Origin of the sequence: Streptomyces sp. NPDC090994 (genome assembly GCF_044768905.1) — a bacterium.
In the GTDB taxonomy this organism is placed as follows: Bacteria; Actinomycetota; Actinomycetes; order Streptomycetales; family Streptomycetaceae; genus Streptomyces.
On the sequence record NZ_JBIVWS010000003.1, the window covers coordinates 481,210 to 496,289 of the forward strand.

Below are 15,080 nucleotides of genomic sequence, written 5' to 3' on the forward strand. Positions count from 1 at the left end.
TGAAGGAGCACCCGCATGTCCCGCCCCGTCCCCTCCCGCAGAGCCTTCCTCCTGGCGACCGCCGGCGCCGGCGCCGCCCTCGGCCTCGCCGCCGCCCCCGCCACCGCGGGCAGCCGCCCCTTCGGCCGCTACGGCTCCCCGGCCGCCCGGCTCACCCCGGGCACCCTGTACGTCGACCCGCGCGGCCGCGGCGACTTCACCTCCGTACAGGCCGCCGTCACCGCCGCCACCGGCAGCGGCCGGACCCTGGTCCTCGCCCCCGGCACCTACCGCGAGACCGTCGCCGTCGACGCCACCCGCACCGAGGCCACCTGGATCGGCGCCTCCGAGGACCCCCGCGACACCGTCATCGTCTACGACAACGCGGCCGGCACCCCCAGGCCCGACGGCTCCGGCACCTACGGCACCAGCGGCTCCGCCACCACCACGGTCGCCGCCGACGGCTTCACCGCTCGCTGGATCACCTTCGCCAACGACTGGCTGCGCAGCGACAACCCCGACTACACCGGCACCCAGGCCGTCGCGATCAAGGTGCAGGGCGACCGTTCCGCCTTCCACCACTGCCGCTTCCTCGGCCACCAGGACACCCTGTACGCCGACACCCGCGACCTGACCCTCTTCGCCCGTCAGTACTACGCCCACTGCTACGTCGAGGGCGACGTCGACTTCGTCTTCGGCCGGGCGACGGCGGTGTACGAGCACTGCCACTTCCGCACGCTGGTCCGCACCGACCTGGCGGCGGCGCCGTACGGCTTCGTCTTCGCGCCCTCCACGGCGGGCGCCAACCCGCGCGGCTACCTGGTGACCGGCAGCCGGATCAGCAGCGAGGCCCCCGACGGCTACTACAAGCTGGCCCGCCCCTGGGTGCCCAGCTCCGACACCACCGCCCGCCCGATGCTCACCGTCCGCGAGACCCGCCTCGGCGCCGGCATCGACGCGGTCGCCCCGTACGCCAACATGCGCGACGCCTACCCCTGGCAGGACCAGCGCTTCCGGGAGTACCGCAACACCGGCCCCGGCGCCGCCGTCACTGTCCCGGAGAACCGGCCCCAGCTCACCCGCGCCGAGGCCGCGGCCCACACCAAGGCGGCCTACCTGGGCGACTGGCGGCCCCGTGCGTAGGGCCGCGGCCGCCGCGCTGCTCGCCTGCGCGGCCCTGCTGCTGCCCTCGGCCCCCGCCTCGGCCGCCGTACCCGGGCCCGTCGGCTGGGCCGCCACCGGCCTCGGCACCACCGGCGGGGCGGGCGGCCGGACCTGGACGGTGCACAACCGGGCCGAGCTGAAGGAAGCCCTCGCGAACGACGGCGACCCGACCGCCCCCAAGGTGATCCGGGTGGCCGGCACCATCGACGGGCACCAGGCCGACGACGGCTCCTCGCTCGGCGAGCAGGACTACGCCCCCGGCTACGACCTCACGCAGTACATGTCCTGCTTCGGCGCGGACGGCACCACCTGGTCCGACACCCGCCACGACTACTGCAAGCGGCAGCGGCAGCTGCGGCAGACCGGGTCGAACAACGAGAAGGCGCAGATCCAGCTCACCGTGCCGAGCAACACCACCCTGGTCGGCACCGGGGCCGGCGCCTCGCTGCTCGGCGTCTTCCTGACCGTCAACACCGGCACCGACATCATCGTGCGCAACCTCCGCCTCGAAGCGCCCGTCGACCACTTCACCAGCTGGTCCCCCGACGACGGCACCAGCGGCAACTGGAACGCCCGGTTCGACGCGATGACCGTCATCACCGGCACGCACATCTGGATCGACCACTGCGTCTTCACCGACGGCCGCTTCCCCGACCGCGAGGCCCCCACCGGCTTCCACGGGGAACCCGTCCAGCGGCACGACGGACTGCTGGACATCGAGGACGGCTCCGACTTCATCACCGTCTCCGACAGCCGCTTCGAGGACCACGACAAGGCGCTGCTCATCGGCTCCGGCGACAGCCGCGGCGACCGGGACCGCGGCCATCTGAAGGTGACCTTCGCCCGCAACCTGTTCACCGGCATCACCCAGCGCGCCCCGCGCGTCCGCTTCGGACAGGTGCACGTCGTCAACAACGTCTACCGGGGCCGGGCGGACGACACGCTGTACGCGCTCGGCGCCGGCGTCGAGTCGGCGGTCTTCTCCGAACGCAACGTCTTCGCCTACCCGCACGGCACCCCCGCGCTCGCCGTCGCCGACTACGGCGCCACGGCGTTCCACGACACCGGGTCCTGGTTCAACGGACGCCCCGCGCACCTGGACGCCGTGGCGCGCGGCCTCGGCCTCGCCGACGACGTGGGCTGGGACCCGGCCGACGTCTACGACCACCGGGCCCTGACCTCCGCCCGCGCCGTCGAGCGGTACGTCCTGCGGCACGCCGGCACCGGGAGGTCCCATGACCGCCCGTGAACCCCTGGGCCGCCGCACCTTCGTGGCGGGGGCGGCAACGGCCGCGCTGTTCACCGGAACGGGCGCGGGCACCGCACGGGCGGAGGATCTCGTGGGCGGCAACCTTCCCGACTTCCACCAGGCCCTCAAGGACGAGCTGCGCTTCCCGCTCGCCTGGGGCACCTCACCCGTCCGCGACTTCCGGACGTGGCGGCGCACCGCCCGCCGGACCGTCGAGGACCACCTCCTCGTCGACGACCAGCGAGGCACCCCGTACGACCCGGAGTTCACCGAGGGACCCGAGGGCGACGGCTACCGGCGCCAGTCGGTGACCCTCGCCCTGACCCGCCACACCCGGGTGCGCGGCAGCCTGCTCACCCCGCACGGCACCGGGCCCTTCCCCGCCGTACTGCTGCTGCACGACCACGGCGCCAAGTTCGACATCGGCAAGGAGAAGTGCGTCCGGCCCTGGGCCCCCTGGGACGACGGCACCCGGCTCGCCTCCGCCCAGGCGTGGGCGGACAAGCTCCTCGACGGCCGGTTCGTCGGCGACGAACTGGCCCGGCACGGCTATGTGGTGCTGTGCCTGGACGCCCTCGGCTGGGGCGACCGCGGCCCCGTCACCTACGAACAGCAGCAGGCCCTGGCCGCCAACCTCTACAACCTCGGCTCCTCGCTCGCCGGGCTCATGGCCCGCGAGGACGCCCGCGCCGCCGGCTTCCTGGCCGGCCTGGACCGCGTCGACGCCCGGCGGGTGGCCGCCGTCGGCTTCTCGATGGGCGCCTACCGGGCCTGGCAGACCGCCGCCCTCAGCGACGACATCGCCGCCGCCGTCAGCGTCTGCTGGATGACCGGCCTGAAGGAGATGATGGTCCCCGGCAACAACACGCTGCGCGGGCAGTCGGCGTACTACATGCTGCACCCCGGACTCGCCCGGCACCTGGACATCCCCGACGTGGCGAGCATCGCCGCACCCCGGCCGATGTTCTTCGTCGACGGCGAGCGGGACACCCTGTTCACCCCCGACGGCGTGGCGGCGGCCTACGCGAAGCTGCGTGCCGTCTGGGACTCCCGCCGCGCCGGGCACCGGCTGCGCACCGATCTCTGGCCGGGCGTCGGCCACGTCTTCACCGCCCCCATGCAGGACGAGGTCTTCGCCTGGCTCGACTCCACCCTCTAAGACACCTGTACGAGAAGGGACCCGCACACCATGTCTCGTCGCACCGCTCTCACCGCCGTCGCCGCACTCGCGCTCGGCACCGGCGTCGCCGCCCTCCCCACCCAGGCGCAGGCCGCCACCGTGGTCGTCAGCAACGTGACCGACCTGTCCAACGCCATCAAGAACGCCACCGCCGGCACCGTCATCCAGGTCCGCGGCGGCACGTACTACCCGACCGCCACCCTCCAGTCCACCGCCAACGGCACCTCGTCGGCGCCGGTCACGCTCACCGCGTACGGTTCGGAGACCGTGAAGATCGACGGCTCGAACCTCCCCGACGGCGACTGGATCTTCAAGCTGACCGCCGACTACTGGAACGTCTCCAACATGACGTTCCAGAACTCCCCGGACAGCGCCGTCGTCTGCACGTCCTGCACCGGCACCAACTGGAACAACGTCAAGACCATCAACGGCGGCGACTCCGGCTTCACCCTGACCGGCGACGGCACCGTGAACAACACCGTCCGCAACCTCGACTCCTACGGCCACTACGACGCCGCCAACCACGGCGAGAACGCCGACGGCATCGCCGTGAAGTACGGCTCCGGGACCGGCAACCTCATCACCGGGGCGCGGCTGTTCAACAACTCCGACGACGGCCTGGACTACTGGTCGTTCTCGTCCCCGGTCACCGTCGAGCACACCTGGGCCTTCGGCAACGGCAAGAACCGCTGGTCCGACTCGGCGTTCGCGGGTGACGGCAACGGCTACAAGCTGGGCGGGGACGGCGAGGTCGTCGCGCACGTCGTCAACAACTCGGCCGCCTGGGACAACCAGGGCAACGGCTTCACCGAGAACTCCAACACCGGCGCCATCGTCATCAACCGCACCACCGCCTACGCCAACGCCAAGTGGGGCTACTACTTCGCCACCTCCGCCGCCCGGCTCGGCAAGAACCTCGCCGTGGGCAACGGCAGCGGCTCGGTCAGCAAGGGCTCCTCGGTCGTCTCGGCCGGCAACAACTGGGACTCCGGCATCGCCACCCCGGCCTTCGTGTCGACGGACGCGACCACCGTCTACAACGCCCGCTCGTCCAGCGGCACGCTGCCCGCCACCACCTTCCTGACGACGGGCAGCACGACCATCGGCGCCACGATGGACTGACCTCAGCGGCCCCGGACCGACCCCAGCGTCGGCACCACCGGGACGATCGATCCGTCGGCGGCGAACTCCAGCCGGTCGACGGTGGTCTCCCGGTGGGTGCCGTCGCCGCCGGGCCGGCCGGGGCCGTTCAGGGCGAACCGGTGGTAGACGATGTACCAGTCGTCGGTGCCGGGGGTGTTCACCACCGAGTGGTGGCCGGTGCCGAGGATGCCGTACTCCGGCCGCTTGGACAGGATCGTCCCCCGCTTCGTCCACGGGCCGAGCGGGGAGGGTCCCGTCGCGTAGGCCACGTGGTAGTCCTCGCTGCGGGTGTCGTCCTCGGACCACATGAAGTAGTACGTGCCGCCCCGCTCGATCACGAACGACCCCTCACGGAAGTCCGCCGGGGTGATGTCCCGGACCGCCTCCGGGTCGAAGGACACCATGTCGTCGCCGAGCGGCACGACGTAGCCGTGGCCGTTGCCCCAGTACAGGTACGGCTGTCCGTCGGTGTCGGTGAAGACGGCCGGGTCGATCATCTGGCCCGCGAAGTCGGTCCTGCCGATCAGCGGCTCGCCGAGGGCGTCCTCGAACGGCCCGGCGGGGGAGTCCGCCACCGCCACGCCGATCTGCTGCTCGGCGCAGAAGTAGAACCAGTACTTCCCGTCGCGCTCGGTGATCGCCGGCGCCCAGGCGTGGGAGTCGGCCCAGGGTACGTCCGGGCCGAGGTCCAGGATCACGCCCCGGTCCCGCCAGTGCACCAGGTCCTTCGACGAGTACGCCGAGAAGCGGGTGCCGCTCCAGCCCCGGAAGCCGTCGGTGGTCGGGTAGATCCAGTACTCGCCGTCCAGGTAGTGCACGTCCGGGTCGGCGGTGAGCCCCGGCAGCACCGGGCTGCGCGTGGGCACCGCCTCCACCGTCCACTCGCGCCGGGTGCCGTCGGCCGCCGTCACGGTGTACGTCTGCGGCTCGCGGAAGTCCCGGCGGGTGCCGGAGCGCGGGCTGACCGTCGACCCCTCGGCCGTCCACAGCTTCGGCGCGAGGCGGCGCGTGTCGGCGCCGGGCTCCATGGGCAGCACGACCTTCGAGGACGCCTCGGTGACGATCGCGTACCCCTTCTGCCCCTTGGCCGTCACGTCCGTCACCGACGTCGGCGAGGCCGGGTAGGCGGTCAGCAGGCGGTCGTACTCCTCCTGCGTGACCGGCAGCACCGTGCCGTGCCGGGGGCTGGCCGGGAGCTGGTAGTCCTCGGACACCGTCCACTCGCCCGAGCCGAGGTCGGTGGTCTCGAAGGGGACGTAGCCCCGGCCGCCGTACTCGTCGATGAACAGGTACCACTTCTCCTCGGTGTTCGACTTGAAGACCGTCGGCCCCTCACCGCGGTCGATCGCGCCGCTGCCGACGCAGTCGGCGACGAAGTCGTAGGACGTGCCGGTGAGTTCCTTCGACTTCTCGGCGGTGATGAACTTCGAGCAGGGGGTGCTGGAGGTCGGGTTCCGCTCGTCCTTGGTGTAGCGGTAGTAGGTGCCCTCGTGCGCGACGACCGTGGAGTCGATGACCGAGTAGCCGGGGTCGCTCCAGACCTTCGGCTCGCTGAAGGTGCGGAAGTCCTCCGTGGTCGCGTACATCATCTTGTTGTACGTCGATACGGTGTGCTCCGGGTCGTCGTCGGCGTACAGCTTGGACGCCCAGAAGACGACGTACGCGTCCAGCGACGCGTCCCAGTACGCCTCCGGCGCCCAGGCGTTGCCCGCGTTGTCCGGGGCGACCTTCACCAGCCGCTGGTCGGTCCAGTGCACCAGGTCGGTGGACTCCCAGACCATGACCGACGTACTGCCGTGCCGCTGGACCTCGTCCCAGCTGCCGCTGCTGTTCCGGTACATCCGCAGGTCGGTGGCGATCGCGTAGAACTTGTCACCCTCGGGGGCGCGGATCACGAACGGGTCGCGCAGGCCCCGCTCGCCGATGGTGGAGGTGAGGACGGGCTCGCCGCCGTTCAGCTCCCGCCAGTGCAGCGGGTCGTTGCCGCGGCTGAGGGCGTAGCGGATCTGCTCACCGTCGGCGGTGCCCTCGCCGGTGAAGTAGGCGAAGAGGTAACCGGCGTAGCGGGGGTGGTTCACGGACGGCGCTCCTGGGTGGGCGGCGAGCAGGGTGAGCAGGAGGGAGAGGAGGACGGTGAGGGCGGCGGGCAGGAACGCGCGGGCGGTGTGGCGACGCATGACGTTTCCTGTCGGAGTCTGGTGGGTTTTGAGGGGAGGGGTGCCCTCGGAGTGTCACCAGGGGGGAACAGGGCGTCAACAGGCGCGGCCGGTACGGAAGTTTCCGAAAATTTCGCAGGCCGCCCGGAGAAGTGTCCGGACGGCCTGGTGGGGGAGATCAGAGGACGGGATCAGAGAGCGGGATCAGTCGTACGTGATGTCCGAGTCGTCGAACTTGCAGTACGTGCCGTCCGCGCCGGAGCCGGTCTTGGTCGGCTCGTCACCGTCGTCGTTGCCCGTGTAGCGGACGCAGATGTCGATGTCCTCGTCGTCGTCGCCGTGGATGCGGATGTCCGAGAGCGTGGCGGTGTCGCCGTAGTTGGTGTTGATGCCGGCGAGCGCCTTGCCGGGCGCCGTGACGTCGATGTCGCTCAGCACGATGGTCCGCTTGTACTGCTTGGAGCAGTTGCCGCAGGAGCGGACCAGCTTGCCGAAGTCCTCGACCTGGAAGCCGGTCACGGTGAGCTTCCCGGCGCCGTTGAACTGGAGCACCTTGTCGTCGGCCTTCTTCGCGCCGCCGCCGATCACCTTGTACGTCGCCGAGGACGAGGTGCCCTTGAAGGAGGCGGCGTCCTCGCCGACATCCGTCCACCACACGTTCTGCAGGGTGCAGGAGCCCTTGCAGTGGACGCCGTCGGCGGCCGGGGTGCCGATGATGACGTTCTTCAGGACGGCGCCGTCGGCCAGCTCGAAGATCGGGTCCTGGCCCTCCTCCTGGCCGTCGCCGCCGAGGTCGCCGGAGCCGTAGAAGTTCTTCAGCCCGCCGTCGTAGGTGCCCGAGACGGAGATCGTCGAGGAGACGGCCTTCTTGCCGGTGGCGGTCGGCCAGGACGAGGCGGCGCCCGCGGTGGACAGCATCGACGTGGTGACGATCGCCGCGCCGGTGATGCCGAACGCGGCGGCCGAGGCGATCACCGCCCGGCGCCGGGAGACCCCGCGGCGGTGACGGACGCGCTGCTCGGTTCGTGCGGTCATGAAAGGTTCCTTGCGTGAGGGAACGTTCTTGCGTTTCCTGGTCGCCGCCACCGGGGCGAGAGGTTGCCGCCCTCACGAAAAGATTTTTTCAGTCGTCGTCCTGGGGTGCGAAGTCACCGTCCACCGACAGCTCCTGGGAGCCGGAGACGGCGGTCGCCGCGTAGGTGTCGTCCCCGGCGTCCCGGCCGCCGCGCTCGTGGTCGTACTGTCCGGCGAACACCCAGGTGCCCGCCGGGACCGTGCGGCCCTCCTTGAGCACCCACGTGTAGACGAGGAAGCCGTCGTCCTCGGTGACGGTCAGCGTGAAGTCCTCCTCGGGCAGCGACCGCCACGCCCCGGCCGAGGAGACCCCGCCGGTCTGCGCGATCCGCAGCCGGACGGTGAGGGCGGACAGGCTCTCCTCCGTCTTCAGCGTGACGTTGCTCTGCGCCCAGAACGTGTTGCTGTGCCGGTCGACCGAGCCGTCCGACCACAGCGGACCGTCCGACACGCCGTTGCCGGCCGTCGGGGCCGTGGGCGCCGTCGGGGTCGCCGGGGGCGTGGGGGTCGCCGAGGCCGTGGGAGTGGTGGGGGTCACCGGTGCGGTGGGGGTCGCCGAGGCGCTGGGGGTACTGGGCGCGGTCGGGGGCGTCGGGGACGACGAGGGCGTCGGCGAGACCGCGACCGTCCCGGGCGCGGGGTCCTCACCGCGGACGGCGAGCGCGACCGCGCCGGCGCCCAGGCCGAAGACGCCCGCCACCGCCGCGGTGGCGGCCACCACCCGCGTCCAGCCCCACACGGGCCGGCGCGTCGCCCGGTGTCCGGCGCGGGAGGCCGCCCCCGCCGGGTGACCGGCGGGAGAAGCCATCCCGCGCTCGATCCGGGCCAGCATCCGCGCCCGGTCGGGCTCATGCGCCTCGGCCGCCTCCCGCAGCCGGGCGCGCACCTCCTCGTGGCCGTCGCGCACGGTCACCGGTTCCCTCCTCCGGCCGTGCCGGTGCCCTGTCCTACGCTCCGCGCCGTCGCGCGTACCCGCAGCGCGGCCCGCTCCGTGCCCAGCCGTCGCTGGAGTTCGGCCATCGCCTTGGAGGTCTGGCTCTTCACCGTACCCACCGAGACGCCCAGCGCGAGCGCGGTGTCCTTCTCGGAGAGGTCGAAGGCGTGCCGCAGCACCACGCAGGCCCGCTTGCGGAACGGCAGCGAGCGCAGCGCCTCCTGCACGTCGACCACGGCCGCCACGTCCGGGTTCTCGGTCCGCTCCTCGCGCTGCGACCAGAACAGCGCGACCCGCCGCCGCTCCCGCACCGCGCTGCGCACCCGGGTCCGGGCCAGGTTGGCGACGACACCCCGGGCGTACGCCACCGGATGATCGGCCGCGCGCACCCGGTCCCAGCGGTGCCACAACGCCAGCAGCGCGTCGGCCGCCAGATCGTCCGCGATGTCCGGTTCACCCGTCAACAGACGGGCCAGCCGGGACAGTTCGGCGTAGTGACGCTCGAAGAACTCATGGAACTCCACGGAGGCGGCGTCGTCGACGACTGTGCCCACGGACGGTCTCTCCTCGCAGCGGTTCCCCGACGTCGAACAGCCGTACGCCGGGTTGGGAAGCGGCACTGTACCAGCGTCGGACCTCAACTCCGTACGGTGTGCCGAACGTTGTGTGACAGGTCGAACCGCTCAGGACCGCTCCGAACCGCTCAGGACCGCTCCGAGCCACTCCGAGCCGCTCGGCCGGTGGGCGGGCGGGGTCACGTCCGGGTCGTGTTCAGGGCGCGGGCGTGGTGCCACCCGCCGTGCCGCCGTCCGTCTCCTCCAGTGCGTGGACCAGCCGGTCCAGGGCGGGCAGGGCCCGGTCCAGGGCCGCCCGGTCGGAGCCGGGCATCTCCTCGACGATCCGGACCAGCGCGGCGGTGCTGGCCCGGTCGTAGCGGTCGAGCAGCTCCAGGGCCTGTCGTGACGCGGTGAGCACCACCGTCCGCTGGTCGTGCGCCGGACGGACCCGTTCCACCAGCTGTGCGGCGGACATCGTGCGGACGAGATTGCTCACGGTGGACGGCGCCACCCGCAGCCGGGCGGCCGCGGCGCCGGGGGAGAGGCCCTCGGGCGAGGAGGAGAGCGCCCGCAGCAACTCGATCTGAGCCTCCGGCAGGTCCGGCAGCCCCTCGGCGTTGCGGGTGGCGCGCAGGACCGCCCGGCGCAGCGGCCCCAGCAGTCCGCCCAGCCCGGTGGCCACCCGGACCGCTCCCGGTGTCCCCGCCGCGTCCGGGCCGTCCGTCCGGCCCGCTGCCTGGTCCCTGTCGCTCATGGCCCCATTGTGACCCGCGCCCCGATAGTTTTGTGACAAACAGTTTTTGTGACACAATCATCTGGTAGTGAAGCGCCGCGGCCCGCACGGAGGGTCCGCGGGCAGGCAGGAGTGAGGAGCACCACATGGGCACCGCGACCGACGCCCCGACCACCGTCGAGAACCCCGTCCCGCCGCAGGACCTGTCCGGCATCACCGGGCACCGGTTCATCTACACGTACGCCAACGGCTGGCAGTACGAGATGTACGTGAAGAACGCCACGACCATCGACTACCGCATCCACACCGGCATGGTCGGCGGGCGCTGGGTCAAGGACCAGGAGGTCGACCTGGTGCGGCTCGCCGAGGACGTCTACAAGGTCTCCTGGAACGAGCCGACCGGTACCTCGGTCGTCGTCAACGTGCTGCCCGGCCGCCGGGTCCTGCACGGCACGATCTTCTTCCCGCGCTGGATCGAGGAGGACGGGAGCAGGACGGTGCTCTACCAGAACGAGCACCTGGACGAGATGCGCGCCTTCCGCGACGCCGGCCCCACCTACCCGATCTACGTCGTCCCGGAGTTCGCCCGCATCACCCTGTTCGAGCACGTCGGCGAGGACGACGAGAGCATCGTCGCGGTGGGCCCCGAAAGCCTGCCCGAGGGCTTCGCCGACCGCGTCAACTGAGAGACGGTGACACCATGACGCCCACCCCCGCCCCGCCGCCGCCCCTCACCTTCTTCGCCCACCTGTCGGTGCGCGTCGCCGCCCCGTACGACCTGGGCGAGGCACCGGACGGCCACCGCCGGCTGGTGCCGCTGACCGGCGGCTCCTTCGAGGGGCCCGAGGTGCGCGGCACCGTCCTGCCGGGCGGCGCCGACCACCAGGTCCTGCGCACCGCGACCCTGACGGAACTGGACGCCCGGTACGCCCTGGAGACCGACCGCGGCGAGCGGATCGCGGTGCACAACACCGGGATCCGCTCGGGACGGCCCGAGGACATCGCGGCCCTGGTCCGGGGCGAGGAGGTGGCGCCGGAGGTGATCTACTTCCGCAGCCACCCCCGCCTGACCACCGCCGCCGGCCGGCTCGCGTGGCTCAACGAACGCCTCTTCGTCGCCACCGGCGAGCGCCGGCCGGACAGCGTGGAGCTGGACGTCTTCCTGCTCGGCTGAGGCCGGCCTCCCGGCGCCGCCTCCCTCGTCGCGCGGCAGCGGCCGTACGCCCCGCACGTGCTCAGCGCCTCACCCGAAGGCGAGCTTCGTCGTCCCCCACTCGCTGGCGGAACTGATGACGGCGGCGCCGCTGCCGATGACGGAGGAACCGCCCTTGTGGAAGTAGACGCTTCCCGAGCTGGACAGGGCCCAGATGTCGGGGATGCCGTCCCCGTCGACGTCCGGAGTGCCGCGAAGGTGCGTCACCGGCACGGTGGCCGTGGACCAGCCCTCGGCGTAGACCTCGTCGTCCCCGGTCTTCGAGGCCGCCGCCGTCGACAGGGAGGCGATGGTGGAGCCGCCCGCGCTGTCCTTCACCCCGTACCGCAGGTACAGGCGGCTGGAGGAGCCGGAGCGCCACAGCAGGTCGGGGGCGCCGTCCTTGTCGTGGTCACCGACCGAGACGAGATCCCGCTCCAGCCACGCCGACGAATTGATCTTCGTCGTCCTGAGGAAGGTGGCGCCGGTGTACCCGTCGAAGGCCCACAGCTCACCGCCGGTCCCCGTCGCGAACATGTCGGCCCGGCCGTCGGCGTCGTAGTCACCCACGATGATCTGGTCGAACGTCGCCGGGTCGGGCGAGCCGGAGGGCAACCGGACCGTGCTGCGCCGGGAGATGTCGACGCTGCCGTAGCCGTCCCCGGGGTACACGTACAGCTTGCCGTCGGGCATCCGGGCGAAGAGGTCACCGACACCGTCGCCCGCGAGGGCGTCGCCGCCGTGCGCGAGGAGCGCGGGCGCGCCGTCGTCGCCCATCCAGTAGCCGGGCAGGTGTTCCTCGCCGTCACCGTCCTTGTCGGAGAGCAGACCGACGCCGTCGTCATGACCGGCCGCCAGGCCGACGTGCAGGTCGCCGGCGCTGGTGGACGGGTACAGCGTCAGGTTGCCGTTGGAACTGATGGCGTACAGGTCCGGGACGCCGTCCCCCGTGGCGTCCCCCGGTCCGTCCGCGGAGTCCCTCGGCGTCACGTAGAACAGGTACTTCGTGCCCTGCGAGGGATTGCCGGCGCTGTCCACGGCGCGCACGTACAGCACGTTGGGGCCCGCGGTGGGCGGGGGCAGGGGCAGGGTGACGGACTGGCCCGCCGGGACCTCCTCGCTCTCGTCGTAGCTCGTGCCGTTGAAGGAGTAGTCGAAGCGGGTGACGTCCTTGTCCTCGTCCGGGGCGAAGGTGAACTCGCCGGACGTCCCGAACTTCACCTCCGACCAGACGCTCCCGTCCTCGTCGGCGGCCGGGTAGTCGTCGGAGGACACGATCGGCTCGTTCGGCATGGTGCTGTCGTAGACGAACCGGCACACCTTCGGGCTCTTCGTGGGGTAGTACGCGGAGGCCGCTCCGGACGAGTCGATCGCGCGGACCCGCCAGGAGTACTGGTACCCGTTGGTGAACTGCGACTTGGACACGGTGACCGACGCCGTGCCGGTGCTGGTCACCGTGGCGTTCTTGTCGACGATCTTGTCGTCGCCGTAGCCGGTCCGCCACAGCTCGAAGTCCAGGTACCGCAGGTCCTGCCGGGTGGAGGTGTCGTCCGCGTCGGAGGACTTCGCCGACAGGACGAGATCCCGCTTGCCGATGCGCACGTACGGCGTGGTGTAGTCACAGGTCCCGCCGGGGGACTGCTTCACCGAACTCGGCGTCTTCGGCTTGCGGTTGTAGACGATCTTCAGCTTGGGGGCGCTGTCCCCCTCGGCGCGGAACTTCTTCCAGGAGTAGGCGGAGTCCTCCGTGGTGGCGCGCAGTCCGATGGTCATCGTCTGACCGCCGCTGTCGACGACGTCCTGGGTGGCCGCCTTGGCGCTGTACTCCACGTAGGCGTCGGGGCAGGAGGAGTTGTAGCCGTGGGCGAAGGACTTGGTGCCGATCTCCGACTTCCAGTCCGGCTGGTTGTTCCACGTCGTCCTGGACGAGATGGACCCGGTGGTCCACACCTGCATCTCACGGCTGGAGCAGGACCAGGAGTACGTCTCCCGCAGTGAGAGGGTGGCCGACGAGACGACGGCTCCCTTCAGGTTCGTGCTCCAGCCCAGCCGGAAGAAGGAGCGCGACAGACCCCAGGTGGTCGACTCGTAGCCGACGCGGGCCTCGGTGGTGCCGCTGTTGTAGTTGGCGCCGTCGTAGAAGCTGGAGCTGGGGTACTTCTTGTACGCCGTCGTCCAGTTCTTCGTCTTGCCGTAGATCGTGGGGTCGATGAAGACCGGGTAGACGGTGTCCTCGGCGGTGAGCAGATCGCTGTCCGGCGTGATCGACAGACCGGTGGAGGCCGCGCCGGGATCGGTCAGTGCGGCACCGGCGACCGCCATGTGCGTACCGGGGTCGGGCCCGGCGAGTCCGGCGAGCGCGAACACCTCCTCGTCCGTCAGCGAGGCGGGGGCGGCGTCCGCGTACGCGGCCTGCCGGACGCCCGTCGTGCCGCCGCCGGCCGTCTCCCCGGCGCTCGCCGGACCGGCGGACGCGGTGTCGGCGGGATCCGTCTCGGTGGCCTCGCTGGACGGGGTGGTGCCGGATGCGGCCGGTGCGGGCTCGGCGGACGCGGTCTCCGTCGGGGCGTCGGTGTCCATCCCGTCCTCGGGGACGGCCGGCTCTTCGCCGACCGGTGCCCCCGACTCCTCCGAGTACGACGGGTCCGGCTCCGGCTCGCTCTCCGTCGGCTCGGGATCGTCGCCCTCGGTGACGGCGGGGCGGCCCGCCGAGTCCCACAGGTAGGGCGTGGGTGAGAAGGCGAACTCCTCACCGTCGCGGTCCTTGGCGCTGACGACCTTGGTGACCGGGTCCAGGTGGAAGGTCAGGCCGGGGGAGGACAGGCCGTACGACAGCTCGGCGAGCGCCGGACCGGCGGCCGCCTCGGCGCTGTGCACGATCAGTACGTGACTGAAGCCGTCGGCCTGCGCGGTCAGCATCAGGTCGACCCCGTCGAACACGTCTCGGTACAGGGCGCTGGGCCCGCTCACCACCGGCTCGGGCACCGAGCCCGGCCAGCTCAGCGTGATCTCGTGCCCGGCGCTGGTCAGGGTGGCCAATGCGGTGTAGCCCTCGGTGGCGTCGGCGACGCGGAGGGCGTTCCCGCCGTCGGCCGTGAACACCGCCGGGCGGACCGCGGACGCGGAGCCGCGGTTCGCCGCCCGGTTCCCGGTGCCCGCGTCGGCGCCGCCGGAGAACACGACGGGTTCAGCGCTGGCCTTGGGTGCCCATCCGCCCCCGGCCACCTGCGTCAAGGTCGTGTCGATGGTCTTCCAGACCCCGTTCACCTTCGCCCGTACCGGCGCCCCGTGCACGACCGTCTCGAAGCTCCCGTCGGGGCGGGCGTAGGTCTCGGAGGTCTCGTCGCGCAGCGTGCCGACCTCCACCCGCTCGCCCCTGCTGACGGCCTGCTCCTGAGCGGTTTCCTCGGTCAGCGGACGCGCGGCGGCCTTCTCGGAGCCGGCCCGTCCGTCGGTGCCGTCGGACGTGTGGAGGAGCGGGACGGTGAGCAGTCCGACGCCCAGCGCGCCGGCGACCAGTGCGCCCACCCCTGCCCGTCCGCGTCCGGACGCGGACAGGCCGAAGCGACGACGTTCCATGGTGCTGCGTCCCCTCCCCCTGGAATTCCGAAACCCCGGAATTCTGCGAGTTCCCTTTGTGTCTCCGGCCGTGGTGAAGGGTCGGTCCAGGAAACGAGCACAGAGCATGACCGATGCGGCGAGGTTGCGCCACACCCGGC

The 15,080-nt window shown here is 71.6% G+C and carries 12 protein-coding genes; 6 read left to right on the forward strand and 6 right to left on the reverse strand.

Translation table 11 applies throughout. From position 1 onward, the window contains the following. The first annotated feature begins 15 nt into the window (after positions 1-15). From ACIQR3_RS09575 to ACIQR3_RS09590, 4 genes are read left to right on the forward strand one after another with little or no spacing between them, the layout of a single operon-like run. Positions 16-1,122: a pectinesterase family protein gene (locus ACIQR3_RS09575; RefSeq protein WP_403536489.1), complete on the forward strand. Its 1,107-nt coding sequence runs from the start codon at positions 16-18 to the stop codon at positions 1,120-1,122. Then, a complete protein-coding gene (locus ACIQR3_RS09580; RefSeq protein ID WP_403536492.1) occupies positions 1,115-2,392 on the forward strand; it encodes a polysaccharide lyase family 1 protein in 1,278 nt (425 codons plus the stop codon). Before ACIQR3_RS09575 ends, ACIQR3_RS09580 begins: the two co-directional genes overlap by 8 nt. Further along, positions 2,379-3,551, forward strand: a complete 1,173-nt coding sequence (locus ACIQR3_RS09585) for a dienelactone hydrolase family protein (protein WP_403536494.1) — start codon at positions 2,379-2,381, stop codon at positions 3,549-3,551. The genes ACIQR3_RS09580 and ACIQR3_RS09585 overlap by 14 nt, the downstream gene beginning before the upstream one ends. A 30-nt stretch (positions 3,552-3,581) precedes the next feature. Next, positions 3,582-4,694, forward strand: a complete 1,113-nt coding sequence (locus tag ACIQR3_RS09590; RefSeq protein WP_403536497.1) for a chondroitinase-B domain-containing protein — start codon at positions 3,582-3,584, stop codon at positions 4,692-4,694. Between the two features lie 2 nt (positions 4,695-4,696). On the opposite strand, the gene ACIQR3_RS09595 is transcribed toward ACIQR3_RS09590, so the two are convergent. The 5 genes from ACIQR3_RS09595 to ACIQR3_RS09615 form a co-directional block, all read right to left on the reverse strand. Beyond that, positions 4,697-6,892 (reverse strand): family 43 glycosylhydrolase, encoded by a 2,196-nt coding sequence (locus ACIQR3_RS09595; RefSeq protein ID WP_403536499.1) that lies wholly within the window; start codon positions 6,890-6,892, stop codon positions 4,697-4,699. Between the two features lie 183 nt (positions 6,893-7,075). Then, a complete protein-coding gene (locus ACIQR3_RS09600; protein ID WP_403536501.1) occupies positions 7,076-7,906 on the reverse strand; it encodes a pectate lyase in 831 nt (276 codons plus the stop codon). Between the two features lie 88 nt (positions 7,907-7,994). Next, positions 7,995-8,852 carry a hypothetical protein gene (locus ACIQR3_RS09605; RefSeq protein WP_403536796.1) on the reverse strand — a complete coding sequence of 286 codons (858 nt, stop codon included), beginning with the start codon at positions 8,850-8,852 and terminating at the stop codon, positions 7,995-7,997. 2 nt (positions 8,853-8,854) lie between these two features. Beyond that, positions 8,855-9,433: a SigE family RNA polymerase sigma factor gene (locus ACIQR3_RS09610; RefSeq protein ID WP_215167105.1), complete on the reverse strand. Its 579-nt coding sequence runs from the start codon at positions 9,431-9,433 to the stop codon at positions 8,855-8,857. 217 nt (positions 9,434-9,650) lie between these two features. Beyond that, entirely contained in the window at positions 9,651-10,190 is a 540-nt protein-coding gene (locus ACIQR3_RS09615) for a MarR family winged helix-turn-helix transcriptional regulator (protein WP_215167104.1), read from the reverse strand. Positions 10,191-10,315: 125 nt separating this feature from the next. On the opposite strand from ACIQR3_RS09615, the gene ACIQR3_RS09620 reads away from it, so the two are divergent. Both ACIQR3_RS09620 and ACIQR3_RS09625 read left to right on the forward strand, forming a co-directional pair. After that, positions 10,316-10,855, forward strand: a complete 540-nt coding sequence (locus ACIQR3_RS09620) for a phenolic acid decarboxylase (protein WP_285442553.1) — start codon at positions 10,316-10,318, stop codon at positions 10,853-10,855. Positions 10,856-10,869: 14 nt separating this feature from the next. Then, a complete protein-coding gene (locus ACIQR3_RS09625) occupies positions 10,870-11,343 on the forward strand; it encodes a DUF3237 domain-containing protein (protein WP_403536506.1) in 474 nt (157 codons plus the stop codon). A gap of 69 nt (positions 11,344-11,412) precedes the next feature. Here ACIQR3_RS09625 and ACIQR3_RS09630 read toward each other — a convergent pair whose 3' ends face one another. Further along, positions 11,413-14,940, reverse strand: coding sequence for an FG-GAP-like repeat-containing protein (locus tag ACIQR3_RS09630; protein WP_403536509.1), 3,528 nt, complete (start codon positions 14,938-14,940; stop codon positions 11,413-11,415). Positions 14,941-15,080 lie beyond the last annotated feature (140 nt).

What these genes read in the sequence shown, in the direction of transcription:
- ACIQR3_RS09585 (WP_403536494.1), top strand. Translation starts at nt 2,379, where the DNA reads ATGACCGCCCGTGAACCCCTGGGCCGCCGCACCTTCGTGGCGGGGGCG.
- ACIQR3_RS09575 (WP_403536489.1), top strand. Translation starts at nt 16, where the DNA reads ATGTCCCGCCCCGTCCCCTCCCGCAGAGCCTTCCTCCTGGCGACCGCC.
- ACIQR3_RS09630 (WP_403536509.1), bottom strand. Translation starts at nt 14,940, where the DNA reads ATGGAACGTCGTCGCTTCGGCCTGTCCGCGTCCGGACGCGGACGGGCA.
- ACIQR3_RS09625 (WP_403536506.1), top strand. Translation starts at nt 10,870, where the DNA reads ATGACGCCCACCCCCGCCCCGCCGCCGCCCCTCACCTTCTTCGCCCAC.
- ACIQR3_RS09595 (WP_403536499.1), bottom strand. Translation starts at nt 6,892, where the DNA reads ATGCGTCGCCACACCGCCCGCGCGTTCCTGCCCGCCGCCCTCACCGTC.
- ACIQR3_RS09615 (WP_215167104.1), bottom strand. Translation starts at nt 10,190, where the DNA reads ATGAGCGACAGGGACCAGGCAGCGGGCCGGACGGACGGCCCGGACGCG.
- ACIQR3_RS09620 (WP_285442553.1), top strand. Translation starts at nt 10,316, where the DNA reads ATGGGCACCGCGACCGACGCCCCGACCACCGTCGAGAACCCCGTCCCG.
- ACIQR3_RS09600 (WP_403536501.1), bottom strand. Translation starts at nt 7,906, where the DNA reads ATGACCGCACGAACCGAGCAGCGCGTCCGTCACCGCCGCGGGGTCTCC.
- ACIQR3_RS09590 (WP_403536497.1), top strand. Translation starts at nt 3,582, where the DNA reads ATGTCTCGTCGCACCGCTCTCACCGCCGTCGCCGCACTCGCGCTCGGC.